Genomic DNA, 25,150 nt, shown 5'->3' on the forward strand with positions numbered 1-25,150 from the left:
AAAAAGCCACAACAAGATGTTGTGGCTTTTTTGTTATAAAAAGTTAAATAATATAATTTATTATTCGGTTACTGCTGCTTTAATTCTTTCTATAGCTTCAATGATTTGTTCTTGAGAAGCTGCGTAAGAAATACGGATACAGTTGTTATTACCAAATGCTTCACCTGTTACAGTTGCAACATGAGCCTCTTCTAATAAGTATAACGAGAAATCTGTAGCATTATTTATTGTTTTACCTCTTAATGTTTTACCAAAAAAATCAGAAACATTAGGGAAAACATAAAACGCACCGTCAGGTACATTTGTTTTAAATCCGTCGATATCGTTTAATAAATCTAAGATTAAATCACGTCTAACTTTAAATTCATCTACCATATATTGAATACGTTTTGGAGATTCATTTAAAGCTGTAATTGTAGCTTGCTGTGCAATACAGTTAGTTCCAGATGTAATTTGTCCTTGCATTTTAGTACATGCTTTAGCAATCCATTCTGGAGCACCAATATATCCAATTCTCCATCCTGTCATGGCGAATGCTTTAGCAACGCCATTTACAGTAATTGTACGGTCGTACATGCTTGGTATTGCAGCAAAACTAAAGTGTTTTGTACCGTAGTTAATGTGCTCGTAAATTTCATCTGAAAGAATATAGATATTTGGATATTTTTCTAAAACTTCAGCTAACGCACGATATTCCGCTTCAGTATAAATGGTTCCGCTCGGGTTGTTAGGCGAGTTAAAGAATACCATTTTTGTTTTAGGCGAAATTGCAGCCTCTAATTGTGCAGGTGTAATTTTAAAGTCGTCTTCAATAGAAGAAGGGATTTCTTTAAATGTTGCTTCGCATAAAGTTGCAATTGCAGAATAACTTACCCAGTAAGGTGCTGGTAATAATACTTCGTCTCCAGGATTTAATAAAGCCTGTGCAACATTTGCAATAGATTGTTTTGCACCTGTAGATACTACAATTTGGGCAGGTGTGTAGGTTAAGTTGTTGTCGCGTTTAAATTTAGTAATAACCGCTTCTTTTAACTCTACGTAACCATCTACTGGTGAGTATGAATTGTAATTGTCGTTTATAGCTTGTATAGCCGCGTCTTTAATGTAATCAGGGGTGTTAAAGTCAGGTTCTCCTAAACTCAAACCAATAATATCAATACCTTGAGTTTTTAATTCGCGTGCTTTTGCTGCCATAGCTAATGTAGCTGATGCAGGCAGACTGGTAATTCTGTCAGAAAGTGGATTCATTTAAATTATAGTTAAGATTGTAAAGCTGGTTTCATGCCCATTTCACGTAAGTAATTAAAATGTGCTGCAATTGCTTTACGGGTGGTTTTATATTCGTTGTAAGGTAAATTAAATTCTAAGGCTGTTTCTTTTACTATTTTAGAAATCTTAGAATAATGAATGTGGCTAATGTGCGGGAAAATGTGGTGTTCTACTTGGTGGTTTAAGCCTCCAGTGTACCAATTAATAATGGTGCTTTTTGCTCCAAAATTTACAGTGGTTTTAAGTTGGTGAATGGCCCAAGTGTTTTTCATTGTTCCGTCTTGTTCTGGTAGTGGCATTTCTGCATCTTCCATAACATGTGCTAATTGAAAAACGACACTTAATATTAAACCAGCAGTATAATGCATGATGAAAAATCCTAATAAAATTTTCCACCAAGCTAAATCTAAAATCAGCATTGGTAATACAATCCAGATGCTAATATAAATAAGTTTTGAAATGACTAATTTGCTATAATTGGCTGTTTTACTAGGAAGTTTTCCGTAAGATAATTTACGTTTCATATAGCTTCTCATTTGTTTCCAATCTGTAGTAATAGCCCAATTAATTGTTAATAATCCATATAATAATACAGAATAATAATGCTGAAATTTATGATGCCATTTCCATTCAGAATGTCTAGAGAAACGTAATATACGTCCAGCTTCTAAATCTTCGTCATGCCCATGTATATTGGTATAAGTATGGTGTAATACATTGTGCTGTACTTGCCAATTATAGACGTTTCCAGCAAGAATATAAATACTACTTCCCATTAATCGATTTACCCAATCTTTATTTGAAAATGCACCATGGTTTCCGTCGTGCATAACATTCATTCCTACACCAGCCATTCCAATTCCCATCACAATGGTTAATACTAATTGTGCCCATTGTGGGATATTAGTAGTTAAGATTAGAAAATAAGGTGCTAAAAATATAGTAAACATAATTACAGTTTTAACCCATAATTTCCAGTTTCCAGTACGTTTAACATTATTTTCTTTAAAATATTCATTTACACGTTTGTTAAGTGTTCTAAAAAACTTAGCAGGATCTTGACGTGAAAATGACAATACTTGATTATTCATACAAAAAAATATTTAACAGCAACTAAATTAGGATGTTGCTATTTTGGACAAATATAAATAATAAAGCGGCGTAACTTATTATTTAAATCATAAAAAAATGTTGTCAAAATGTATATTTTTGCCAAAAATTTAATGAAATGGATCTTATTTTAAAGTACTTCCCAGATTTAACAGATGACCAAATTTCGAAGTTTCAAATGTTAGAGGAGTTATACCAAGATTGGAACTTAAAAATTAATGTGGTGTCTAGGAAAGATATAGACGAGTTATATCTGCGTCATGTCTTACATTCATTGGGAATAGCAAAGTTAATTTCATTTAAAGACGGCACTAAATTAATGGATGTTGGAACTGGTGGCGGTTTTCCAGGTATTCCATTAGCTATTATGTTTCCAGAGTGTTCGTTTCATTTGGTAGATAGTATTGCAAAAAAATTAAAAGTTGTTTCTGAGGTAGTAGAAGGACTTGGGTTAACAAATGTAAAAGTGACACATAGTAGGGTGGAAGAAATTGATGATACATACGATTTTATTGTAAGTCGTGCTGTAGCCGCAATGCCTACTTTTGTACATTGGACTAAAGGTAAGATTGCAAAAACACAACAAAACAATTTAAAAAACGGAATTATTTATCTTAAAGGCGGTGATTTAACAGAAGAACTACAAGATTATAAAACTGTTTCTATTTATAATTTAAGTACCTATTTTGAAGAGGATTTTTTCGAGACTAAAAAAATAGTGCATCTTCCAATAAAATTTAAAGGTTAGTTCTATTATTCAAAAAGAACAAAAGATGGGGTTGGTGCTTTAATTTCATCTACATAAGTTAGAAGCCCGGTGTCTTGATCTCTTTTAAACGACACTAAATTGTCTGAGTTTCTGTGAGCAACAACAATAAAATCTTCTTTAGGTGATAGCGAGAAATTACGTGGTGTTTCTCCTTTAGTAGGTTCAAATCCTATGGTTTTTAAGGTTCCATCGGTTGGGTCTACTTCGTAAATGGCAATGCTGTTAAAACCCCGATTTGATGCATATAAGAATTTTCCATCTGAAGAGATATGTATGTCTGCAGCGTAGGAATCTGCTGTGTGATTTTCAGGTAAGGTTGATATACTTTCTTTAATTTTATAACGTCCACCAGCTTGTCTTTCAATTTTAGTCACAGTATTATTTAATTCGTTTAAAACATAAATCCATTTGTTGTTGGGGTGAAATGTTAAATGTCTAGGTCCAGCTCCATCAGCCATGGTTAAATTTAATTCAGGGTTTGGTTGCAGTTTATTTGTGTCTTTATTTAAAGTGTAAAACCACAAACTATTTGTGCCTAAATCTATGGCAATTATATCTTCACTGTTTGGTACAAAATAAGCAGCATGCGTATGCGGCCCTTCTTGTCTAGAGGTAGTGCCTGTTCCAGTATGTTTTTTTACATCTATAGTTGTATTAAAAAAGCCATCGGTTTTTAATTCTAGGTGAGTTAGTGTTCCATTTCCGTAATTGGCTACAAGAATTTGGTTGTCTTTGTTTGTAGTAACGAAACATGGATTAAAACCACCAGAAAACATCATGTTATTTAAAGCAAGAGAATCGGGCGTTATCTTAAAAGAAGTAACATTACCTTGGTAAGGGTCTTTTTTGTTTGCTGCCAGTAGGTGTTTTTTGTCTGCAGAAAAACTTAAAAATGATGGGTTTTCTGTTATGGATTGAAGACCTAATTCTAAAAATGTGCCATCGGGTTGCAATTCATATTTGTAAATCCCTTTACTCTCATTATTGGTATATGTTCCTACGTAAAAAGGAAAGCCTTGTGTTTGTGATTCTGGATTAGATTTTTTTGAATTACAGCTGCATAAAAGGCATAGGCATAAGCCTATTATAGATACAAAAGTTTTCATGGTTTGGTTTAATTTGTTTGTGCATCTAAAATAATATTATTTTTACTTAATAAAAAATAAGACAAAAAAACCTGTCTAAAAAAGACAGGTTTTAAGTTTTAGAATATAATTTAAGTTATTCTCCTAGAAAAGGGTAACGATAATCTGTTGGTGTTACAAATGTTTCTTTTATCATTCTAGGGGATACCCAACGTAATAAATTTTGAGCACTTCCTGCTTTATCATTTGTGCCAGAAGCTCTAGCACCTCCAAACGGCTGCATACCCACAACTGCACCTGTAGGTTTGTCATTAATATAAAAATTACCAGCAGCATTTTGTAAAGCATCTGTAGCTTCAATAATTGCATAGCGATCTTGAGATAAAATTGCTCCTGTTAAAGCGTACTCACTAGTTCCATCAACTAATTTTAAAGTTTCGCTATATGCATCGTCTTCATAAACATAAATTGTAATTACAGGACCAAATAACTCTGTACTCATTGTTGTGTACTGAGGGTTAGTCGTTAAAATTACAGTAGGCTCTATAAAATAGCCTTTACTTTTATCGTAGCCACCACCAACTATAATTTCTGCATCATCATCTGCTTTAGCTTGATCAATGTATTTTGCTAATTTATCAAAAGAACCTTCGTGTATAACCGCAGTTACAAAGTTTTCAAAGTTTTCTGGAGAGCCTTGTTTAAATGAATTTACATCTTCAATAACATAAGCTTTAACTTCGTCCCAAATGCTTTTTGCAATATATGCACGAGATGCAGCACTACATTTTTGTCCTTGAAATTCAAAGGCACCTCTTACAATAGCTGTCGCTACTTGTTTAGGTTTAGCAGATTTATGAGCAACAATAAAATCTTTACCTCCAGTTTCTCCTACAATTCTAGGATAAGTTTTGTAGTTGTGAATGTTGTTTCCTATTTTTTTCCAAAGTTCTTTAAAGACAAATGTAGAGCCTGTAAAGTGTAATCCAGAGAAATCTGGACTAGATAATACCACATTGGTTATCATTTCGGCATCTCCAAAAACCACATTAATCACTCCAGGCGGAACTCCAGCTTCTTCAAAAACATCCATTATTACTTTTGCTGAAAACACTTGGCTATCACTTGGTTTCCAAACTACAACATTACCCATTAAAGCCATGCATGCAGGTAAGTTACCTGCAATAGCTGTAAAATTAAAAGGTGTTACGGCATATGTGAAACCTTCTAGAGGTCTGTATTCAACTTTGTTCCAAGCATCACTTGTACTTTCTGGTTGTTCATGATAAATATCTGTCATGTATTGCACGTTAAAACGTAAGAAATCTATCAATTCACAAGCCGAGTCAATTTCTGCTTGATGTATAGTTTTTGATTGTGCAATCATAGTCGCAGCATTTATTTTATCTCGGTATGGCCCTTGTATAAGTTCTGCTGCTTTTAAGAAAATTCCAGCACGGTGTTCCCAAGGCATTTGAGACCAAGATTTTCTAGCTTCTAAAGCTGTAGCAATTGCTTCTTCTACGTGAGATTTTTCTGCTAAATGATATTGACCAACAGTGTGTTTGTGGTCGTGTGGTGGAGACATTGTTCTGGTATTCCCAGTAGTTACGTTTTTTCCGTTAATATATAAGGGTACATCAACTTTACTATTAAAAAGCGCTTTGTATGCAGCTTGTACAGCTTCGCGTTCTGGAGATCCAGGGGCATAACTTCTTACAGGTTCGTTAATGGCAATTGGTGTATTGAAAAATCCTTTTCCCATAATACTTTTGAGTTTAAATATGTTTAGATTTAAACAAAGTTACTATTTTTTAATGGGAAAAGTAATGCGATAAATATCTAAATGCCTATTAATAATGCGACATTTTTAAAATTTAGTGTATGGGATTGAGAGATTAATAAATTAAAATAAATTAATGGGTAACAGTGCTTAATTTATTGCAAACGGAGCACTAAGTTTAAAGCTAGGAATATTGACTTTAAATGTTTTAGAATTATTTAAATTTATCATGTAGTAATATCCAGACATCGCGCCAAATGGCGAACTTAGCATACAGCCAGATTTATATGTGTGCGATTCACCCGGATGTAATATAGGCTTCAAGCCAACAACACCTTCTCCTGAAACTTCTTGTGTAGTGCTTAGTGCATCTAATACGTTCCAGTGTCTTGCATATAGTTGTACGGTGTCTTTGCTTTTATTTTCAATACTAATTTGGTAGCCAAAAGCATATTCCACATTATAGTTTCTATATAAAGTGCCCTCAAATGTTGTTTTAACAGAGATTTTTATTCCTCTTGTGACTAATTGAACCATATATGTGTTAGATAAAAGTATATTTTACAGCAAAAATACAAATTTAATAGCACTCCTAAATTCTTGTTGCAGCAATATTAAAAGTGTAGAGTTGTTAAATTTCTGCTAATTAGAAATATTTATAGAGCTAGCTTCTCCTACACCAACTATTTTATCATAACGTCCGCCTAGGTCTCTGTAGTATACAATAACCTTATAATCGTTTTCTGTTTGGTAGTAATTTCCGCTAATCTCTCCTTCATTTACGATACCTGTCTGATTTTCTACAGTTACATATTTGTAATTATAGAACCCTTGTTTTAATAAAATAGGGCATTCGTAAATTCCTTTTTCAGGGTTGTAAATCATTTTGGTACGTTCTTCAATAGTGTAGTTATTAAAGTTTCCGTATACATGAATAGATTTTTCTGACGGCAACGGGTTTAGTTTTAGTGAAAAGTGTATCCAAGCATAATCTGCTTCAATATTAGGGTCTGTGGCATCTATATTGTTAATTACAAAATTACCGTTAATATCGGGGTTGTATGTATACGGTTTATTTCTTTGAGGCGTATTAGTATACAAATAAGAGTTGTAGAGATCGTGCAAATCAATAAAATTAATACCACTATTTGCAGATCGTATATCTTTGTTTTCAAAATAATAATACTCGTTTCCACCCCAAAAGGTAGTTTCTTTATTATATCTGTAAATTAAATCTTGTCCCATAGTATACATGGGTTTCACGTTTTTAATCGCAGAGTTTAAATTGTTATTTTGTATGATTGTAGTTTTAACTCTTTCTAACGGATTGTTAAATTGTATGTTATTAGAGTTAATAATAATATCTACTGTTTGTTTTTCGTTTAAAAATTTAACGTCTCTAGATAACTTCATGCTTACACCTACACTTGCTCCACCTTCATTAACCATAAATTTTCTTGAGAATAGAAGTTGATCGCTTTCATCGTATACTTTAATCATGTAATTTCCAGATACTTTTAAACTTCTCACTTGTTCATTTGGGATTGCAAGTGTGTAGTGAGAATATATTTGATAGGTGTTAAAAGAATTGTCGTAGTTTGTTATGCGCTGTTTATCAAATCCGTCAATATATTCAGATCGCATAAGCGTAGTAGGTGTCCAATCGTAATTAAAATATTCAATAGAATAATAGAAGTCGTCTTCATTTCCGTTAAGGGCATCAAATTCTAGTTGTAACGACTCGCCAAGATCTATAATTGGAAGTACACTTATGTCTGTATTGCCTTTAAAAGTTATTGTTTTTATATAGTCTGGTGGCGCTACTTCATGCTGTACTTGAGCAAAACAAATACTGTGAATAAAAAATAGGGCCAAATAAAGATTAAATTTAATGTTCATTTTTGTACATTTATTGAGGTAAATATAAGGAAAATTAAAAGCTCAAATCGTTTTTTATTTAGAACTATTATAAATAAATAAGATATGCAGTAAATCGAACTATTTTATCTTTTTATTCTTAAATTTGCTCGGATTTTTCAATCATATCAGCATTGAAATCAGTATAACTATTATTAATACATAGATTTATAAATATGTCAAACGACATTAAGATTACAAAAGGTCTAGACATTAAACTCAAAGGTGAAGCTGAAAAGGCTTTAGAAAGTGCTGTAATTAGCAATACTTACACCTTAAGGCCTGAAGACTTTCACGGAGTTATTCCAAAATTAGTTGCAAGAGTTGGTGATAAAGTAAAAGCGGGAGGCCCTGTATTTTACGATAAAGCCAACGAAAATGTTCAATTCGTTTCGCCAGTTTCTGGTGAAGTTGTTGATATTTTACGTGGTGAAAAGCGTAAAATTTTGGCAATTAAGATTCAAGCAGACAAAACGCAAACTTATCAGGAACACGAAAAAATTAATTTTAATTCTGCAACAGCTGAAGCTTTAAGTGCTTACTTACAAGTTACAGGATGTTGGACGTTTATTAAACAACGTCCTTACGATGTTATTGCAAATCCGTCAAAAGAGCCAAAGGCTATTTTTGTTTCGGGTTATGATAGCGCTCCTCTAGCTGTAGATTTGGACTTTGCTTTACAAGGTAAGGAGGCAGAGCTACAAGCTGCTGTTACTGCTTTAGGAAAGTTAACTTCAGGACAAGTGCATGTGTCTGTTAAAAATGGATCGCATTCTCCTCTAGCAGGTTTAACAGGAGTAACGCTTCATAAACTATCAGGACCGCATCCTGTAGGAAATGTAGGAACTCAAATTAATAAAATTGATCCTGTAAACAAAGGTGAAGTGGTTTGGACTGTTAATCCTCAAGACCTTGTTATTATTGGTGAATTATTATTAACAGGGAAGTTTAATGCAGAACGTGTTGTTGCTTTAGTAGGTTCTGAGGTTAAAAAACCAAGATATTTTAAAACTAAAATAGCAAGTGAAATCGCTACAATTATTTACGATAATGGTGTCGATCAAAATGCAAATAGCCGTATAATAGTAGGTAATGTGTTAACAGGAAAACAGGTTAAACCTGATGGAAACCTTGACTATTACAGCAATTTAATTACGGTTATACCAGAAGGAGACGATTACGAATTCTTTGGTTGGAATAAGCCTGTTTTTAATAAGGTTTCAACCTCAAGAGCAATGACGTTCTCATGGTTAAGTCCTAATAAAAAATACGATTTAAATACAAATACAAACGGAGAGCATAGAGCTTTTGTGCTAACAGGTAAATACGAGGAAGTATTTCCTTTAGATATTTTTCCATTACAAATTCTTAAGTCATGTATGTATAAAGATTTAGATGAAATGGAAGCTCTGGGTATGTATGAAGTTGCTCCAGAAGATTTTGCGTTAACAGAATTTGTTTGTGTATCTAAACAGCCACATCAGGACATTATTAGAAAAGGTTTGGATTTAATGATTAAAGAAATAGGGTAATCATGAGTTTAAAAAGTAATTTACATAATTTAAAAGAAAAGTATAAAGGGACCAAAATGGCACCCGCGTTTAATGCTTTGCATACGTTTTTATACTTACCAAATGAAACCACTCACAATGGAACTCATATAAAAGCGGCCGATGATTTAAAGCGTACTATGAATACGGTTATCATGGCTATGGTACCATGTTTGATTTTTGGGATGTTTAACGCAGGATATCAACATTTTTCTGCAATGGGCACTCCTGTTGACTTTTTATCATGGGATGCATTCTATATTGGTTTAATTAAAGTTTTACCATTATTAGTTGTGTCTTACGGTGTGGGATTAGGTATCGAATTTATTTTTGCAACAATAAAAAATCACGAAGTAGAAGAAGGATATTTAGTTACAGGTATGTTAGTACCTTTAATTGTTCCTATTGATATTCCGTTATGGATGCTAGCAGTAGCAGTTGCTTTTGGTGTAGTAATCGGTAAAGAAGTTTTTGGAGGAACAGGGATGAATATTTTAAACCCTGCCTTAACTATTCGTGCATTCTTATTCTTTGCATATCCTACATGGATGTCTGGAGATAAAGTTTGGGTTCATGGAGCCGTAGAACGTACAAAAGAAATCGCAGCTGGAGCAAATGTAGATGCCATTTCAGGTGAAACTATTTTAGGAAGCCTTGCTCAAGGACATCATATAGATTATTCAATAGCAGATATGTTTTTCGGGTTTATTCCGGGTTCTGTAGGAGAAACATCTACACTTTTAATACTATTAGGTGCATTGTTTTTAATATTTACCAAAATTGGAAGTTGGAGAATCATGTTGTCTGCAGTTATTGGTGCATTAGCTATGGGATTAATCTTTAATGGTGTTGTATCATCAGGCTGGATTACTGAAACTAGCAAATTCTATACATTAATGAGTACAGAATTTTGGCATCATTTAATAATTGGTGGTTTTGCTTTTGGTGTTGTATTTATGGCAACAGATCCTGTAACAGCATCTCAAACTACCCAAGGAAAATGGATTTATGGCTTTTTAATAGGATTCTTATCAATCATGATACGTGTCTTTAACCCTGCATATCCAGAAGGTGTTATGCTAGCGATTCTATTAATGAATGTGTTTGCACCAACAATTGATCATTACGTTATCCAAGGTAATGTGAAGAAAAGAATGAAACGTTTAAAAGTAAAAACGGCTTAACAATGGAAAATAGAACAGATAAAAATTCATATACCATTATATTCGCTATAGTGATGGTGTTTGTAGTAGGTGCTGTATTAGCCTTTACTGCATCTTCATTAAAGCCTAGAATTGCAGAAAATCAGCGTATAGAAAAACAACAAAATATTTTATATGCAATGGGGGTTAATGATAATACTGAAGGTAGTGCAGTTTTTGTTGCTACAGATGAAGCTCCTGAATTGTTTGAAAAATATATTACCAAGCAAATTGTAATTCAAGATGGTGAAACTTCAGAAGATTCTGAAGCATATTTAATAGATATTAAAAAAGAAAAAGCAGCAGATCCGTCTAAAAGAAGATTACCATTATTTATAGGTGAAAAAGATGGCAATAAATTATATGTTATTCCAATCTATGGAAAAGGATTATGGGATGCTATTTGGGGATATGTTTCTATGGACGAGAATATGGTAGTTCAAGGTGCTTATTTCGATCATAAAGGAGAAACTCCTGGTTTAGGAGCAAATATTAAAGAACGTTTCTTTATGGATGATTTTATTGGTGAACATTTATTAGATGCTTCAGGTAATTTTAAAGGAATTACGGTGGCAAAAGGAAATGCAGACCCAAAAAATGAAGATAAAACAGATAATGAGGTCGATGCAATTGCCGGTGCTACTATTACAGGAAATGGGGTAACTGCAATGATTAAAAGTGATTTAAAACTTTACAAACCTTATTTCGATAACTTAAAAAATAATTAATTTATGGCACTTTTATCAAAAAAAGACACAAAATTAATCACAGATCCATTAGCGGATAATAACCCTATTACTATTCAGGTATTAGGTATATGTTCTGCATTAGCTATTACAGCTCAATTAAAAGCATCAATAGTAATGGCGCTGTCGGTAATGGCTGTGCTTGCAATAGGGAATGTTGTAATTTCTTTAATGAGAAATATTATTCCATCAAAAATTAGAATTATTGTGCAATTAGTAGTTGTAGCTGCTTTAGTAATTATTGTAGATCAAGTATTAAAGGCATTCTCTTACGAGTTAAGTAAAACCCTTTCTGTATTCGTAGGATTAATTATTACCAACTGTATTATTATGGGGCGTTTTGAAGCTTTTGCTTTAGCCAATGGACCATGGAGATCCTTCTTGGATGGTATTGGTAATGCAGCGGGATATGGTTTAATTTTAGTTATCGTGGGATTCTTTAGAGAATTATTAGGTTCTGGTACTTTATTAGGATTTAAAGTTTTAGGAGACCCAATCGAAAAAACAGGATTATACGCTATAGGTTACGAGAATAACGGTTTTATGTTACTATCTCCAATGGCATTAATTGTTGTAGGAATTATAATCTGGGTACAACGTAGTAGAAACGAAGCATTAGTAGAAGATCACTAAAATAGTATTGAGCTCTTAGATGTTGGTAAAACCGTTTGCCAACTCTAAACCACTCAAAACTAAATACTAAAACATATGGAATATATAGAATTATTTTTTAAGTCAATATTTATAGATAACATGGTATTCGCAACATTCCTTGGAATGTGTTCTTACCTAGCTGTTTCTAAAAAAGTATCTACAGCAGTAGGTCTTGGTGCCGCAGTTGTATTTGTAATGTTAATTACAGTACCTTTAAACTGGTTATTAGATCAGTATATTCTTCAACCTGGTGCATTAAAATGGTTAGGTGCAGAATATGCAGATTACGATTTAAGTTTCTTATCATTTATTTTATTTATAGCTACTATTGCTACAATGGTACAATTAGTAGAAATTATTGTTGAGAAATTTTCTCCTTCATTATATAACTCTTTAGGTATTTTCTTACCACTTATTGCTGTGAACTGTGCCATCTTAGGAGGGTCTTTATTTATGCAATCTAGAGAAATTCCTACATTAGGATTAGCAACTGTTTATGGTGTTGGTTCTGGTATTGGGTGGTTTTTAGCAATTTTAGCTATTGCAGCCATTCGAGAGAAAATTAGATATTCTAACGTGCCGCCAGCATTACGCGGATTAGGAATTACATTTATCATTACTGGTTTAATGGCTATCGGATTTATGAGTTTTGGTGGTATGTTAACCGGAGGAGATGATGAAGGTGCTAAAGAAGAACAAACTGCAACAGTAGAAACTCCTGAAGCAGAAAACGTAAAAGAGTTAGCGAATAATACAAAAGAAATCAACTAAGATATCATGACGATTTTAGCAGCAACAACAACAGGAACAATAATCGCGACGGTAGTAGCATTTTTAGTTATTACTTTAGTTTTAGTAAGTTTATTATTGTTCGTGAAACAAAAATTATCACCATCGGGTCCTGTAAAGATTTTAATCAATGGTGAGCGTGAAGTAGAAGTTAGTTCTGGAGGTAGTTTATTATCTACTTTAGGATCTCAAAAAATATTCTTACCATCGGCTTGTGGTGGTGGGGGTACATGTATTCAGTGTGAATGTCATGTATTGTCTGGAGGTGGTGAAGCATTACCTACAGAAACGCCACACTTTACTAGAAAAGAGTTAAAAGAAGGTGCACGTTTATCTTGCCAGGTAAAAGTGAAACAAGACATGGAAATTACAATTCCAGAAGAAGTTTTTGGTATTAAGAAATGGGAAGCAACTGTAGTTTCTAACTATAATGTGGCAACATTTATTAAAGAATTTGTAGTTGAAATTCCAGAAGATATGGACTACAAAGCTGGAGGATATATCCAAATTGAAATTCCAGAATGTGAAGTTAAGTATGCAGATATGGATGTAACTGCGCACCCTCAAGATCACCCTGGTGAACCTGATAAATTTAAAGCAGATTGGGAAAAATTTGGTCTATGGCCTTTAGTTATGAAAAATGACGAACCTGTAGAACGTGCTTACTCTATGGCTTCTTATCCTGCAGAAGGACGTAAAATTATGCTTAATGTGCGTGTGGCAACACCTCCTTTTGATCGTGCTAAAGGCGGATGGATGGATGTTAATCCAGGTATTGCATCTTCTTATATCTTTAATCAGAAAATTGGAGATAAGGTTACCATTTCAGGGCCTTACGGTGAATTCTTTATTAATGAATCTGATGCAGAAATGTTATATGTAGGTGGTGGTGCTGGTATGGCTCCAATGCGTTCTCACTTATATCATTTATTTAGAACTTTAAAAACAGGAAGAAAAGTGACCTATTGGTATGGTGGACGATCTAAAGCTGAATTATTCTATATTCACTACTTTAGAGCTCTTGAGCAAGATTTCCCTAATTTTAGATTCTTTATTGCCTTATCAGATCCTACTGAAGCAGATAACTGGAAAGTTAAAACAGATATAGATGATCCAAATGGAGATGGATTTACTGGATTTATTCACCAAGTGGTTATAGATCAATATCTATCTAAACATGAAACTCCAGAAGATTTAGAATTATATTTCTGTGGACCTCCATTAATGAACAAAGCGGTTCAAAAAATGGGTGAAGATTTTGGTCTTGCAGACGAAAATATTAGATTTGACGACTTCGGTGGTTAATCTAAAACCTATAAAAAAGCCAACTCATTTGAGTTGGCTTTTTTTATGCTTATATATTTTGTAGTTGTTCTATATGTATGGTTTTGTAATTAAATAAAGCATTACAATCCATAACATCTGGAATATTATCTAGTTTACATAGATAACTTACTACTGCAGATAAGCCATTAAATAATGTGTCTTTATCTGTTGGGTTTTTTGGCTTTTTGTTTTTATGATGTAATGGTAAAACATACCCGCATGCTTCTAAAAAGACAACCTCAATGGCTAGTAATTCTTTTGGAGTATAACCGTTAAATTGCCGTCCTAAACTTGAATGTACTTGTCCCAAATAATTTAATTTGGTAGATCCATGGCTGTCAGAAAGATGTTTCCAGGCATCTGTATTATCTAATATATTTCCAACTGCACAGTGTTTACAGCATTCTGGATGCAATGTATTACTGTGAAAAGCATTATATAATTTGTGTATTGCCGAGTTAAATCGTTTTGTAGTCTTCATATTTTTCGATTTAATTCTATTAAAATAGTAAAAATTGCCTTAAAATAACAATAACTGATTTATAATTTTAGTTCTAAACATTTTTTAACCGTAATTTTGCGATATGAGTAAAGCACTTTCAACACAAGAGTTACATAATTTAGCCATGAATCATGTTGGTAAAGAATTAGAACAGCGTGGGTTTGAATTTATAAGTATAAATAGCCAATTAAAAAGACATCCTCAATTTGTATGTATCGATAAGACTGGGCAATATTACTTTGTTATAGTAAAAGTTGTTATGTTACCCGAAAATCCTAATAATTATGATGTTGTTTGGATGGAAACCTTTAAAGCTCATGCAAGATCTAAAAATGCTAAAGTCTTGTATGCAGGCGTTGGTTTAAGTAATCCACAAGGTGAATCTCTCCCAATATATCTAAATGAAGAATATTTAATAGAATACAATGGTATTCAAGTCATAGAAACGCATTTAAATTAAATGAAACATTTTTTAATTACTACTTTAGTTCTTACGTTATTTTTCTCTTGTAAGGAATCTAGTGAACATATAAAGTTATCTGGATCTGTATTTGGTACCACTTATGGCATTCAATATTTTTCTGAAAAAAGTGTCAACTATCAAAGTCAATTGGATAGTTTATTTGAAATTGTTAACCAATCGATGTCTACCTATATTCCTGATTCAAATATTTCACTTTTAAATGACAATAAAACAGATAGTGTAGATAAGCATTTTGCATATGTATTTAATGCATCTAAAGCCATTTATAAACATACTAATGGCGCTTTTGATCCCACTATAGGTGTCTTAGTAAATGCATGGAGCTTTGGTCCGGAGAAACGCATATATGGCTTAGATAGTCTTAAAATAGATAGCCTCATGCAATCTGTAGGTCTTGATAAAATTAGACTTGAAGGCTCAAAGATTATTAAAGATACCCCTAATATATATATAGATTTCAACGCTATTGCAAAAGGATATAGTGTAGATGTAGTAGGCCGTTTTTTAGAATCTAAACATATTGATAATTATTTAGTTGAAATAGGAGGGGAGATAAGAACAAAAGGCATTAATATTGAGAAAAATAAACCTTGGAAAGTTGGTGTAGAAATGCCACATTTTGATGGAACACAATCTTTGCTTCGGGCTATAGAATTAAAAGATATGTCTATGGCCACTTCTGGAACCTATAGAAAATTTAAAGTAGATTTAGAAGGGAATAGATTTTCTCATATTATAGATCCACATACAGGATATCCTAGTAAAACCAATCTATTGAGTATTTCTGTATTAACAGATGATTGTATGATTGCCGATGCTTATGCCACAGCTTTTAAAGCTATGGGAATAGATGGTATAAAATCATTTATTGAAAATAGGCCAGAACTTAAGGTCTTTTTAATCTATGAAAACGAAAAGAAAGAATTAGCTACAATGTCTTTAAATGGATTTCCTGAATGAAGAATAGAGTCTCTGTTTATAGCATTTTTAAGAGTAGTAAAAACCAACCTATAACAAGCAGCAAACCTCCTAGCGGAGTTATTGGACCGAAAAGTTTTATTTTTTTTCCTCTTGCATCAGATAAAACTAATCCATATATACTAAATGAAAATAGTACTATTCCAATGGTGAAACACCAGTAGATGCTTGCGGGAAGCATGGTATTAAAACCTAAACCTATAGCTAATAAAGCAAGCGCGTGATACATTTGGTATTTAACTCCAATTTCAAAACTATGTAACTGTTCAGTAGTTAATTTTTTCTTTAATGCATGTGCTCCAAAAGCACCAAATATTACAGATAACATACCAAAAAGTGCGGCAGTAGCTATTATAGTGTGTTGAGTCATTTCTTAGGGATTTAAGCTGTTTTGTAAACTACCGGAATAACCTCTCCTTTAGCCAAACAGTATGTTTCTACATCGCGCTTAGAAAGTTTAGTGGTATAATCTATTTCATCTACCTTAAAGCCAATTGAACGTAATTTGTCAAAATAATCACGGCCATAAATTCTAACATGATCATATTGTCCAAATATTTTTGCTCGTTCTGCTTTATCAGTAATAGAGTCGTCTTCAAAAGTTTCTGTACGATTTAAATCTTGCGGAATTTGAAATATACCATAACCACCAGGTTTTAAAACGCGATATAATTCTTTCATGGCCTTAGTGTCGTCTGGTATGTGTTCTAACACATGATTACACAAAATAACATCAAAACTATTATTTTTAAAAGGTAGATTGCAGATGTCTGCTTTAACATCGGCCAAAGGAGACAATAAGTCTGTAGTTGTATAATCCAAATGTTTTAATGCTTTAAAACGTTTGTAAAAGGCCTGTTCAGGGGCAAAATGAAGTGCTTTTTTAGGTGCAGTAAAAAAATCTGTTTCATTTTTAAGATATAACCATAATAATCGATGGCGTTCTAACGATAATGTAGACGGTGAAAGTACATTATTACGTTGTGTACCATAACCATATGGTAAAAACATTTTAAAGCTTTTACCATCAATAGGATCCGTAAAAGTATTGCCTTTTAAAGCAGCAGCCAAAATAGGACGTGCAACATAACTTAAACGAATAAGTAATGGTCTAGGAATGGTGTTTAAAACAAATTTAAAGGCATTTTTCATTTAGAGTACAAGCGCTGTTTGTCTAAATTCATCTTCTTCATTAGTTTCAATACCTAATGCATCATGTACATAAGCAAATGTTGAAAGTAATTCCGCTTTTCCATCAACAATTGCAACATCATGTTCAAAATGAGCACTTGGTTTTTTATCTAGTGTTGTAATAGTCCAACCATCATTATGTTGTTTAATACGTTGTGTGCCTAGATTAATCATAGGTTCAATAGCAACAACCATACCTTCCACAAATTTCTTACCTCGCCCGCGTTTACCGTAATTAGGCATTTCAGGATCTTCATGCATTTTACGACCAAGACCATGACCAACAAGTTCTCTTACAACAGCATACCCATGAGCTTCACAGTAATTCTGAATGGCGTACCCAACATCTCCAACGCGTTTTCCAATTTTTAGTTCACGTAAACCTACATAAATAGATGCTCTAGTCACCTCCAATAATTTTTGAGTTTCAGGAGCAATTTCTCCTACGGCAAAAGTGTATGCATGATCGCCATAAAAGTCGTTTTTTAGAGCACCACAGTCAATAGATATTATGTCTCCCTCTTGTAACGGAGTGTTGTTAGGTATCCCATGAACAACCTGCTCGTTCGGGCTCATACATAGTGAATTAGGGAAACCATACATACCTAAAAATCCAGGATAAGCTCCATGATCTCTAATGTATGTTTCAGCTAATTTATCTAATTCTAAAGTTGTTACACCAGGTTTTACTGCTTTAGCTAATTCTCCTAATGTTTTAGAAACGATTAATGCGCTTTCTCTCATTAATTCAATTTCTTCTCGTGTTTTTACTATAATCATCTTAATAAAATAAAGTGCAAAGATACTTAAAAATACCTAGTTTATTTGTGTAATGGAATATGACTTTAAACAGTTTTTAAACCTTTAAAATTATCGTAATTTGTAAACTAAAAGAATAGCTATGTATAAATGCGTAACAGCTGCAGAGGCTGTAAAGATAATAAAATCTAACGACAGAGTGTATTTACATGCTGGAGCAGCTGTACCTCAATTATTAATAAATGCTTTAACAGCAAGACATGACGAATTACGTAATGTAGAAATTTGTCATTTACATACCGAAGGTTTTGCTCCTTATGCAAATCCAGAATTACATGAAAGTTTTCATGTAAACTCATTCTTTATTGCTAAAAATATTAGACATACAATTAAAGCTGGAAATGGATCTTATACACCAGTGTTTTTAAGTGAATTGCCATTGTTGTTTAAACGCAATATAGTAGACTTACAAGTTGCATTAATCCATGTGTCTGTTCCAGATATACATGGCTATTGTTCTTTAGGAGTGTCTGTTGAAGCTACTTTAGCGGCAATAGATAATGCAGATTATGTTATAGCCCAAGTAAACAAACAAATGCCAAGAACATTTGGAGATGGTATTATTCATGTTTCAGAAATTAATGCTTTTGTGGAATGCGATGAGCCTTTACCTACGCATGATATTCCTGAACCTACAACAATTGAGCATAAAATTGGTGCCTATGTTGCAAATTTAATTGAAGATAAAAGTACCCTACAGATGGGGATAGGTACTATACCAAATGCTGTATTATCGTTATTAGGAAATCACAAAGATTTGGGATTACATACAGAGATGTTTTCAGATGGTGTTATTGATTTAATTTTAAAGGATGTAATCAATGGAAATTTTAAAAGTATAAATCCAGGACGCGCTTTAGCGACTTTTTTAATGGGCTCTCAGCGTCTTTATGATTATGTAAACGATAATCCTTATATAGAATTACGTAGTTCAGATTATGTGAATGATGTTTCTGTTATTAAACAAAATCCGCGTATGGTGGCTATTAATTCTGCTATAGAAGTGGATGTAACTGGACAAGTTTGTGCAGATTCTATTGGTGCAGAAATGTATTCTGGAGTTGGGGGTCAAATGGATTTTATTCGTGGGGCTTCGTTAAGTGAAGGAGGTAAGGCGATTATTGCTTTACCATCTGTCACAAAAAGCGGAATTAGCAGAATTGTACCTTCATTAAATTCTGGAGCAGGCGTAGTTACTACACGTGCACACATACATTATGTGGTAACAGAATATGGCGTAGCTAATCTCTATGGAAAAACAATACAACAGCGTGCTAAAGCTTTAGTAAATATAGCTCATCCAGATCATAGAGAATCTATTGATCGCGAATATTTTAAACTAGTAAGAGGTTAATTATTTTTTAAAAAGAGAGGCAAAAAAACCTCTCTTTTTTTCAATACTGTTAGGATTAAAATTAGGGTCTGATAATAAATGATATATTTCACCCCATCCTAAAAATCCGCCAACATTTCTATCGTCTATAAAAATATCAGCATTTATTTTTCTACTTTTTGACGTGTCAAATTCTTCTTCAGGATAACTACTATTTATAGCATAAAATTCAATACCATTTTCTCTACAAAAAGCAACGGCTTCTTGTAAAGGTTTACCACATCTATAGGTCCATAAAATTAAACGATGTCCATCATTTTGTAGTCGTTTTAATGTTTCGAAAGCAAAGGTTTTTGCTTTGCCTATTTTAGGGTATGCATCTTCTACAATAGTACCATCAAAATCTATAGCAATAATTAATTTATCTTGAAAAATCATTTAGTAATTTTCTGTTTTAAAGTATTAATCGATTAAAGAATGCCTTGTCATGGCATCTGGTTGTGGAATTCCAATTAATTTTAAAATGGTTGGAGCCATATCTCCTAATACACCATCCTTTATACTTTTTAGTTCATTATCTATTAAGATTAAAGGTACAGGATTTGTTGTGTGTGCCGTGTTTGGTGAACCATCCGGATTAATCATAGTTTCGCAATTACCATGGTCTGCAATTAATAAAGTGGTATAGCCGTTTTCTAGCGCTGTGGTTACGACTTCTTTCACACAAGTATCTACTGCTTCGCAAGCCTTAATTGCAGCTTCCATAACACCTGTATGTCCTACCATATCTCCATTTGCAAAGTTTAAACATACAAAGTCAACTTCGCCTTTTTGTAGTTCAGGAACTAAGGCATCTTTTAATTCAAAAGCACTCATTTCAGGTTGTAAATCGTAAGTGGCTACTTTTGGAGAATTTTTTAAAATACGAGATTCACCCTCAAAAGGTTCTTCTTGTCCGCCAGAGAAGAAAAAGGTTACGTGAGGGTATTTTTCTGTTTCGGCAATACGAATTTGTTTTTTATTGTGTTTAGCTAAGACTTCACCCAACGTATCTTTTAAATTGTCTTTATTGAAAACAACTTTAACATTTTTAAAGTTTTCATCATAATTAGTAAGTGTAACATAATACAAGTCTAATTTATGCATGTTTTGCTCGTGATTATCACTTTGAGACAAGACTTCGGTAAGTTCTCGACCTCTATCTGTTCTAAAGTTAAAAAATATTACAACATCTCCAGCTTGTATGTTACCTACAGGGGTTCCGTTGTCGTCACAATTTATAATAGGTTTTATAAACTCGTCTGTGACGTCGTTTTCATAATTTTTGGTAATTACTTCAGAAATATTGCTTGTATGTTCACCCTCTCCGTTTACCATAGCGTCGTAGGCTAATTTTACACGTTCCCAACGCTTGTCTCTATCCATGGCATAATAACGGCCAGTGATAGATGCTATTTTAGCAGGAGAATCTTTTATATAATCCTCTAATTGGTTAATATAACCTAATCCAGATTTAGGGTCTACATCACGTCCGTCTGTAAAACCATGTACAAAAAGGTTTTGTACTTCTGCGTCTTTTGCAGCATCAAGTAATCCAAATAAATGTTTAATATGAGAGTGCACTCCACCAGTACTTAGTAAACCTAAAAAATGTACAGGTTTATTATTGTCTTTAGCATATTTAAAAGCATCTGCTAAAACAGGTTCTTTACCAAGAGTATTATCTTTTACAGCTAAGTTTATCTTTACTAGATCTTGGTATACAATACGTCCAGCTCCTAAATTCATATGTCCAACCTCACTATTACCCATTTGGCCGTCTGGTAAACCTACATTTTCTCCATCTGTCCTTAATTGAGCATTTGGGTATTTTGTATATAATGAATCAATGAATGGCGTGTTGGCATTGTCGATAGCCGATACTTTAGGATCTGGAGATTTTCCCCAACCATCTAGTATCATTAAGATGACTTTTTTATTCATAATAAATTTTATTTAGTACGTAAAGATAAAAGTTTAAAATGGCTTTTGGGACTATATAAGGTTACAAAATTAAGATTTTTAATTTTTTTTGAGGGTTTCCTTTTAAGGTATCGTTTGCGTAAAAATCGCTTTAATATAACTTTAACATTGTTGTTCTTAAACGATTAATAAGTTATGTATTAAAAAAGTGTAACAACTATGTTTTACTCTCGTCTTTAAAGTACAATTAAAAATATTAATTTTTAAAACCTTTCATCATGAGAAAAAGTTTCACGTATGTATTTAAACAGTCATCGGGTTTAAATACGAGCACAAAAAGGAGTTTGAATTACAAATATAATGGTTCGTATATGGAATGTCTAGAATGAGGTTAACATCTAGAATAAATCAATTATATAAATCAATTATTTAAACTTTAAACTTATGAAAAATTTATTATACACATGTATTATTACATTAGGTCTCACTGCACCTCAAATTCAAGCAGCTACATTAAACTCTAATTATATTTTGAATACACCCTTTTACACGTCTTCTGTTTATGATGTTAATTTATTATGTAAATCTATTGCTTTGGGAAATACAGAAATAGTAAAAAAATTAATTGAAAGTGGGGAAGATGTGAATAAAAAATCTAATGGGTTAACTCCAGTTATGTATGCTGCTAAATATAATAGAGTAGAAATTTTAAACTATTTGATTGCAAGAGGAGCAAAATTAAAAACAAAATGTGACTCTGGGTATACTGCTTTAGACTATGCTAAAGCTACTGGAGCAGAAGCTGCTCAGGATATTATTGAAGTAGCTTTATCTAAAATGTAAATTTGTAGGAAAAAAAGTGTTTTTTTAAGCAGTTATTCTAAGCGGATAACTGCTTTTTTTATAATTTATATCTATGTTTATGAGTGACTTAATGATGTTTTTACAATGAGAGTTGTAGATTTTACATTTTAATAATCATATACATCAAAAAACGCATTAAAATTTAAGAAAAACAAGGTTTTGATTATTCAATTTTAAGTTAAATTGTGATGATTTATGATGTTAAAATTCATAAAAAAACGATGTATTATTTAATGAAGTTTAGTAATTAATTAAAGATTGATAATTCCATATTTACAAATGTTAATATTTTGTTAAAACAATTATTTAAATGTGATATTCTCAGTAAATTTGAGATATATTATTAAATGTGTAAAAATATTAATTTTTATTAAAAATTTCGTAATTATGAAAACTCTATTATTTATTGTCACAATCGCATTAGGATCAGTAACTACAACTGTTCAAGCTTCTAACTTTATTACAAATACAAATCCAACTCCTATTACAGTTAATGTAAATAAATCTATGGTAAATTTACTATGTACTTCTATAGCTAAAGGGGATACAGAGATTGTTAAAAAATTAATTGCTAATGGTGAAGATGTAAACCAAAAATCAAATGGTTTAACACCTGCTATGTATGCAGCTAAATACAACAGAGTTGAAATTCTTCAACTTTTAATTTCAAAAGGAGCAAATTTAAAAGTAAAATGCAATAAAGGCTATACTGCTTTAGATTATGCTAAAGCTACAAACGCTAAAGATGCTCAGCTTATTATTGAAAATGCAATAGCTAAAAAGTAAACAAGCTTTAGTTGTTAATTTAAAAGAGGAGATTTTAAAGGTTTCCTCTTTTTTTTATGCGTTTACATTTAGGTATAAAAAAACCGTCTAAATAAGTATTTAGACGGTTTTTAATATATATTGAAAAAACTTAAAATTTAGCGAAAAGTTTTTCCATTTTTTCTTTTTGTTCGGTAGCTAAAGCTTCATCAACTAAGATTCTTCCACTGTGCTCATCAGTAATAATTTTTTTACGAGAAGCAATTTCCATAATAATTTGTGGTGGAATTGTAAAGAATGAACCTCCAGAAGCACCTCTTTCAACAGGAACAACTGCTAAGCCATTTTTTACATTGCTACGTATTCTAACATAAGCTTTTACTAAACGCTCTTCTATTAATGTTTTGTACTCTTCAGACTTTTTAATTAAAGCTAATTCTTCTTTTTCAGTTTCAGCTAAAATTGCATCTAATTCGCTTTTTTTATGTTTAAGGTGCGCTTGGCGTTCTTTAGAACGTTCTTTTGTCTGACTAATAACTTCCTTCTTTTGCTCGATTTGAGCTTTGAATTCGTTAATATGTTTTTCAGCTAATTGAATTTCTAATTCTTGAAATTCAACTTCTTTTGTAAGTGAATTATACTCTCTGTTATTACTTACATTTTTTAGTTGTGCACTGTATTTTTTAATTAAAGATTTAGCCTCTTCAATTAAATTCTTTTTAGATTTTATTTCTTCATCTAAAGCTTCTAGACTAGTGTCTAATTTCTCAAGTCTTGTGTGTAGTCCAGCAACTTCATCTTCTAAATCACGAACCTCTAAAGGTAGTTCTCCTCGAACGTTTCTAATTTCATCGATTCTTGAATCGATAAGTTGTAGATCGTATAAAGCTCTTAAACGTTCTTCTACAGTAACTTCTTTACTTTTTGCCATACTTTAAAAATACTTAACAGGGTTTGTATCGGTCTTTGATAAAACGATTGCAAAATTAGTGATTTTTTTTGTAAGATGTGCTACTAAACCATTTTTTGTAAACTGTTCACTTTCAAAATGTCCAATATCTGCTAAAATTAACTCATTTTCTGCAGTAAAAAAGTCGTGATACTTTAAGTCGGCAGTTATAAAAGCATCTACACCAGCATGTTTAGCATTTGGTATGGCGAAACTTCCAGAGCCTCCTAAAACTGCAATTTTTTTTATAGGTTTTCCTAATAACGCACTATGGCGAACACAAGCAGTGTTCATTTTAGTTTTTAAGTAGGCTAAAAATTCTATTTCACTCAGTTCATCTACCAATTCTCCAAGCATTCCAATTCCGATATGTTGATTTTTATTTTCTAGTGTTGTTACCTCGTAAGCGACTTCTTCATAAGAATGGGTAGTAAATAGTGCTTTTAAGATTTTTCCTTCTAAATGTTTTGGAAATGTAACAGCAATTAAAGTTTCTGCTTCGGTATGTATTTCTCCTATTTTACCTATGCTTGGATTTGCATTTTGGTTAGGATTGAACGTTCCTGTACCTTCAATATTAAAACTACAGTCTGAATAATTTCCTATTTGTCCTGCTCCTGCTGCAAATAAAGCTTCTCTTAATTTACTTGCTTCAGATCTGGGAACATAGGTAGTTAGTTTTTTTATCGTGTTATTTTGAGGTATTAATATGGATGTGTTTACTAAGTTTAATTGTTTACAAATCATTGCATTTACTCCCTGTATATGGTTGTCTAAAGCAGTATGAATGGCATAAATAGCAATGTTATGTTTTATTGCTTTTAAAACTACGCGTTCTACATAGGTTTTTCCTGTTATTTTTTTTAATCCTTTAAAAACAATCGGGTGAAAGCTTACTATAAGATTACAGTTATTTTCAATAGCTTCATCTACAACTGTTTCTAGAGTGTCTAAGGTCACTAATATACCCGTAAGAGTTTCATTTTTATCTCCAACTAGTAAGCCTACATTATCAAAATCTTCAGCGTAATTTAAGGGTGCAAAAGTTTCAAGATGGTTTATAACGTCTTGAATTATCATAATATTAATGGTATTAGGTTTAA

The 25,150-nt window shown here is 32.4% G+C and carries 26 protein-coding genes; 12 read left to right on the forward strand and 14 right to left on the reverse strand.

Annotated elements, in window-relative coordinates:
- Positions 1-60 precede the first annotated feature (60 nt).
- Together FNB79_RS06935 and FNB79_RS06940 are read right to left on the reverse strand one after the other, a co-directional pair.
- On the reverse strand, positions 61-1,248 hold the full coding sequence (locus tag FNB79_RS06935) for a pyridoxal phosphate-dependent aminotransferase (protein WP_185967853.1): 1,188 nt from the start codon (positions 1,246-1,248) through the stop codon (positions 61-63).
- Positions 1,249-1,259: 11 nt separating this feature from the next.
- Positions 1,260-2,360: a fatty acid desaturase family protein gene (locus FNB79_RS06940; protein WP_143380624.1), complete on the reverse strand. Its 1,101-nt coding sequence runs from the start codon at positions 2,358-2,360 to the stop codon at positions 1,260-1,262.
- Positions 2,361-2,497: 137 nt separating this feature from the next.
- Between FNB79_RS06940 and rsmG the strand changes: the two genes are divergently transcribed.
- A complete protein-coding gene (gene rsmG / locus FNB79_RS06945; RefSeq protein ID WP_143380625.1) occupies positions 2,498-3,127 on the forward strand; it encodes a 16S rRNA (guanine(527)-N(7))-methyltransferase RsmG in 630 nt (209 codons plus the stop codon).
- A 5-nt stretch (positions 3,128-3,132) separates the two neighbouring features.
- On the opposite strand, the gene FNB79_RS06950 is transcribed toward rsmG, so the two are convergent.
- The 4 genes from FNB79_RS06950 to FNB79_RS06965 all read right to left on the reverse strand — a co-directional run bounded on the left by FNB79_RS06950 (position 3,133) and on the right by FNB79_RS06965 (position 7,915).
- Entirely contained in the window at positions 3,133-4,254 is a 1,122-nt protein-coding gene (locus FNB79_RS06950) for a lactonase family protein (RefSeq protein ID WP_143380626.1), read from the reverse strand.
- A gap of 115 nt (positions 4,255-4,369) precedes the next feature.
- Positions 4,370-5,998: an L-glutamate gamma-semialdehyde dehydrogenase gene (pruA, locus tag FNB79_RS06955; protein ID WP_143380627.1), complete on the reverse strand. Its 1,629-nt coding sequence runs from the start codon at positions 5,996-5,998 to the stop codon at positions 4,370-4,372.
- A gap of 168 nt (positions 5,999-6,166) precedes the next feature.
- Positions 6,167-6,553, reverse strand: coding sequence for a Co2+/Mg2+ efflux protein ApaG (gene apaG / locus FNB79_RS06960; protein ID WP_143380628.1), 387 nt, complete (start codon positions 6,551-6,553; stop codon positions 6,167-6,169).
- A gap of 105 nt (positions 6,554-6,658) precedes the next feature.
- Positions 6,659-7,915, reverse strand: a complete 1,257-nt coding sequence (locus FNB79_RS06965; RefSeq protein ID WP_143380629.1) for a type IX secretion system plug protein — start codon at positions 7,913-7,915, stop codon at positions 6,659-6,661.
- 194 nt (positions 7,916-8,109) lie between these two features.
- Here FNB79_RS06965 and FNB79_RS06970 point away from each other — a divergent pair, with 194 nt between their 5' ends.
- From FNB79_RS06970 to nqrF, 6 genes are all read left to right on the forward strand, one after another.
- A complete protein-coding gene (locus tag FNB79_RS06970) occupies positions 8,110-9,465 on the forward strand; it encodes a Na(+)-translocating NADH-quinone reductase subunit A (RefSeq protein ID WP_143380630.1) in 1,356 nt (451 codons plus the stop codon).
- A gap of 2 nt (positions 9,466-9,467) precedes the next feature.
- On the forward strand, positions 9,468-10,667 hold the full coding sequence (locus FNB79_RS06975; RefSeq protein ID WP_143380631.1) for an NADH:ubiquinone reductase (Na(+)-transporting) subunit B: 1,200 nt from the start codon (positions 9,468-9,470) through the stop codon (positions 10,665-10,667).
- 2 nt (positions 10,668-10,669) lie between these two features.
- Entirely contained in the window at positions 10,670-11,413 is a 744-nt protein-coding gene (locus FNB79_RS06980; RefSeq protein WP_143380632.1) for a Na(+)-translocating NADH-quinone reductase subunit C, read from the forward strand.
- A gap of 3 nt (positions 11,414-11,416) precedes the next feature.
- Positions 11,417-12,064 carry an NADH:ubiquinone reductase (Na(+)-transporting) subunit D gene (locus tag FNB79_RS06985; protein ID WP_143380633.1) on the forward strand — a complete coding sequence of 216 codons (648 nt, stop codon included), beginning with the start codon at positions 11,417-11,419 and terminating at the stop codon, positions 12,062-12,064.
- Between the two features lie 75 nt (positions 12,065-12,139).
- Entirely contained in the window at positions 12,140-12,856 is a 717-nt protein-coding gene (gene nqrE / locus FNB79_RS06990; RefSeq protein WP_143380634.1) for an NADH:ubiquinone reductase (Na(+)-transporting) subunit E, read from the forward strand.
- A gap of 6 nt (positions 12,857-12,862) precedes the next feature.
- Positions 12,863-14,179, forward strand: a complete 1,317-nt coding sequence (gene nqrF, locus FNB79_RS06995; protein WP_143380635.1) for an NADH:ubiquinone reductase (Na(+)-transporting) subunit F — start codon at positions 12,863-12,865, stop codon at positions 14,177-14,179.
- Positions 14,180-14,228: 49 nt separating this feature from the next.
- Here nqrF and FNB79_RS07000 read toward each other — a convergent pair whose 3' ends face one another.
- On the reverse strand, positions 14,229-14,681 hold the full coding sequence (locus FNB79_RS07000) for a Na(+)-translocating NADH-quinone reductase subunit F (protein ID WP_143380636.1): 453 nt from the start codon (positions 14,679-14,681) through the stop codon (positions 14,229-14,231).
- 103 nt (positions 14,682-14,784) lie between these two features.
- Here FNB79_RS07000 and FNB79_RS07005 point away from each other — a divergent pair, with 103 nt between their 5' ends.
- Together FNB79_RS07005 and FNB79_RS07010 are read left to right on the forward strand one after the other, a co-directional pair.
- Complete coding sequence (locus FNB79_RS07005) at positions 14,785-15,162, forward strand: Na(+)-translocating NADH-quinone reductase subunit F (RefSeq protein ID WP_143380637.1); 378 nt, start codon at positions 14,785-14,787, stop codon at positions 15,160-15,162.
- Positions 15,163-16,146: an FAD:protein FMN transferase gene (locus tag FNB79_RS07010; RefSeq protein WP_143380638.1), complete on the forward strand. Its 984-nt coding sequence runs from the start codon at positions 15,163-15,165 to the stop codon at positions 16,144-16,146.
- Positions 16,147-16,162: 16 nt separating this feature from the next.
- Here FNB79_RS07010 and FNB79_RS07015 read toward each other — a convergent pair whose 3' ends face one another.
- Genes FNB79_RS07015 through map form a run of 3 tightly spaced genes read right to left on the reverse strand, consistent with a single transcriptional unit; the run spans position 16,163 to position 18,135 of the window.
- Positions 16,163-16,534, reverse strand: a complete 372-nt coding sequence (locus tag FNB79_RS07015; protein ID WP_143380639.1) for a DUF423 domain-containing protein — start codon at positions 16,532-16,534, stop codon at positions 16,163-16,165.
- A gap of 11 nt (positions 16,535-16,545) precedes the next feature.
- Entirely contained in the window at positions 16,546-17,316 is a 771-nt protein-coding gene (locus FNB79_RS07020; protein ID WP_143380640.1) for a class I SAM-dependent methyltransferase, read from the reverse strand.
- A complete protein-coding gene (gene map / locus FNB79_RS07025; RefSeq protein WP_143380641.1) occupies positions 17,317-18,135 on the reverse strand; it encodes a type I methionyl aminopeptidase in 819 nt (272 codons plus the stop codon). It lies immediately after the preceding gene.
- A 121-nt stretch (positions 18,136-18,256) separates the two neighbouring features.
- Between map and FNB79_RS07030 the strand changes: the two genes are divergently transcribed.
- Positions 18,257-19,528, forward strand: coding sequence for an acetyl-CoA hydrolase/transferase family protein (locus tag FNB79_RS07030; protein ID WP_143380642.1), 1,272 nt, complete (start codon positions 18,257-18,259; stop codon positions 19,526-19,528).
- On the opposite strand, the gene FNB79_RS07035 is transcribed toward FNB79_RS07030, so the two are convergent.
- Positions 19,529-19,945 (reverse strand): BT0820 family HAD-type phosphatase, encoded by a 417-nt coding sequence (locus FNB79_RS07035; protein WP_143380643.1) that lies wholly within the window; start codon positions 19,943-19,945, stop codon positions 19,529-19,531.
- Positions 19,946-19,969: 24 nt separating this feature from the next.
- Entirely contained in the window at positions 19,970-21,490 is a 1,521-nt protein-coding gene (gene gpmI, locus FNB79_RS07040; protein WP_143380644.1) for a 2,3-bisphosphoglycerate-independent phosphoglycerate mutase, read from the reverse strand.
- A 423-nt stretch (positions 21,491-21,913) separates the two neighbouring features.
- Here gpmI and FNB79_RS07045 point away from each other — a divergent pair, with 423 nt between their 5' ends.
- Both FNB79_RS07045 and FNB79_RS07050 read left to right on the forward strand, forming a co-directional pair.
- Positions 21,914-22,312, forward strand: coding sequence for an ankyrin repeat domain-containing protein (locus tag FNB79_RS07045; protein ID WP_143380645.1), 399 nt, complete (start codon positions 21,914-21,916; stop codon positions 22,310-22,312).
- A 408-nt stretch (positions 22,313-22,720) separates the two neighbouring features.
- A complete protein-coding gene (locus FNB79_RS07050; protein WP_143380646.1) occupies positions 22,721-23,119 on the forward strand; it encodes an ankyrin repeat domain-containing protein in 399 nt (132 codons plus the stop codon).
- 130 nt (positions 23,120-23,249) lie between these two features.
- Here FNB79_RS07050 and FNB79_RS07055 read toward each other — a convergent pair whose 3' ends face one another.
- Together FNB79_RS07055 and FNB79_RS07060 are read right to left on the reverse strand one after the other, a co-directional pair.
- Positions 23,250-24,029 (reverse strand): zinc ribbon domain-containing protein, encoded by a 780-nt coding sequence (locus FNB79_RS07055; protein WP_143380647.1) that lies wholly within the window; start codon positions 24,027-24,029, stop codon positions 23,250-23,252.
- 3 nt (positions 24,030-24,032) lie between these two features.
- A complete protein-coding gene (locus tag FNB79_RS07060) occupies positions 24,033-25,127 on the reverse strand; it encodes a Nif3-like dinuclear metal center hexameric protein (RefSeq protein ID WP_143380648.1) in 1,095 nt (364 codons plus the stop codon).
- Positions 25,128-25,150: the final 23 nt, after the last annotated feature.

The organism is Formosa sediminum, assembly GCF_007197735.1.
Classification (GTDB): Bacteria; Bacteroidota; Bacteroidia; order Flavobacteriales; family Flavobacteriaceae; genus Formosa; species Formosa sediminum.

Excerpts from the sequence above, each read along its gene's own strand:
- FNB79_RS06935 (WP_185967853.1), bottom strand. The coding sequence starts at position 1,248 with ATGAATCCACTTTCTGACAGAATTACCAGTCTGCCTGCATCAGCTACA.
- FNB79_RS06940 (WP_143380624.1), bottom strand. The coding sequence starts at position 2,360 with ATGAATAATCAAGTATTGTCATTTTCACGTCAAGATCCTGCTAAGTTT.
- rsmG (WP_143380625.1), top strand. The coding sequence starts at position 2,498 with ATGGATCTTATTTTAAAGTACTTCCCAGATTTAACAGATGACCAAATT.
- FNB79_RS06950 (WP_143380626.1), bottom strand. The coding sequence starts at position 4,254 with ATGAAAACTTTTGTATCTATAATAGGCTTATGCCTATGCCTTTTATGC.
- pruA (WP_143380627.1), bottom strand. The coding sequence starts at position 5,998 with ATGGGAAAAGGATTTTTCAATACACCAATTGCCATTAACGAACCTGTA.
- apaG (WP_143380628.1), bottom strand. The coding sequence starts at position 6,553 with ATGGTTCAATTAGTCACAAGAGGAATAAAAATCTCTGTTAAAACAACA.
- FNB79_RS06965 (WP_143380629.1), bottom strand. The coding sequence starts at position 7,915 with ATGAACATTAAATTTAATCTTTATTTGGCCCTATTTTTTATTCACAGT.
- FNB79_RS06970 (WP_143380630.1), top strand. The coding sequence starts at position 8,110 with ATGTCAAACGACATTAAGATTACAAAAGGTCTAGACATTAAACTCAAA.
- FNB79_RS06975 (WP_143380631.1), top strand. The coding sequence starts at position 9,468 with ATGAGTTTAAAAAGTAATTTACATAATTTAAAAGAAAAGTATAAAGGG.
- FNB79_RS06980 (WP_143380632.1), top strand. The coding sequence starts at position 10,670 with ATGGAAAATAGAACAGATAAAAATTCATATACCATTATATTCGCTATA.
- FNB79_RS06985 (WP_143380633.1), top strand. The coding sequence starts at position 11,417 with ATGGCACTTTTATCAAAAAAAGACACAAAATTAATCACAGATCCATTA.
- nqrE (WP_143380634.1), top strand. The coding sequence starts at position 12,140 with ATGGAATATATAGAATTATTTTTTAAGTCAATATTTATAGATAACATG.
- nqrF (WP_143380635.1), top strand. The coding sequence starts at position 12,863 with ATGACGATTTTAGCAGCAACAACAACAGGAACAATAATCGCGACGGTA.
- FNB79_RS07000 (WP_143380636.1), bottom strand. The coding sequence starts at position 14,681 with ATGAAGACTACAAAACGATTTAACTCGGCAATACACAAATTATATAAT.
- FNB79_RS07005 (WP_143380637.1), top strand. The coding sequence starts at position 14,785 with ATGAGTAAAGCACTTTCAACACAAGAGTTACATAATTTAGCCATGAAT.
- FNB79_RS07010 (WP_143380638.1), top strand. The coding sequence starts at position 15,163 with ATGAAACATTTTTTAATTACTACTTTAGTTCTTACGTTATTTTTCTCT.
- FNB79_RS07015 (WP_143380639.1), bottom strand. The coding sequence starts at position 16,534 with ATGACTCAACACACTATAATAGCTACTGCCGCACTTTTTGGTATGTTA.
- FNB79_RS07020 (WP_143380640.1), bottom strand. The coding sequence starts at position 17,316 with ATGAAAAATGCCTTTAAATTTGTTTTAAACACCATTCCTAGACCATTA.
- map (WP_143380641.1), bottom strand. The coding sequence starts at position 18,135 with ATGATTATAGTAAAAACACGAGAAGAAATTGAATTAATGAGAGAAAGC.
- FNB79_RS07030 (WP_143380642.1), top strand. The coding sequence starts at position 18,257 with ATGTATAAATGCGTAACAGCTGCAGAGGCTGTAAAGATAATAAAATCT.
- FNB79_RS07035 (WP_143380643.1), bottom strand. The coding sequence starts at position 19,945 with ATGATTTTTCAAGATAAATTAATTATTGCTATAGATTTTGATGGTACT.
- gpmI (WP_143380644.1), bottom strand. The coding sequence starts at position 21,490 with ATGAATAAAAAAGTCATCTTAATGATACTAGATGGTTGGGGAAAATCT.
- FNB79_RS07045 (WP_143380645.1), top strand. The coding sequence starts at position 21,914 with ATGAAAAATTTATTATACACATGTATTATTACATTAGGTCTCACTGCA.
- FNB79_RS07050 (WP_143380646.1), top strand. The coding sequence starts at position 22,721 with ATGAAAACTCTATTATTTATTGTCACAATCGCATTAGGATCAGTAACT.
- FNB79_RS07055 (WP_143380647.1), bottom strand. The coding sequence starts at position 24,029 with ATGGCAAAAAGTAAAGAAGTTACTGTAGAAGAACGTTTAAGAGCTTTA.
- FNB79_RS07060 (WP_143380648.1), bottom strand. The coding sequence starts at position 25,127 with ATGATAATTCAAGACGTTATAAACCATCTTGAAACTTTTGCACCCTTA.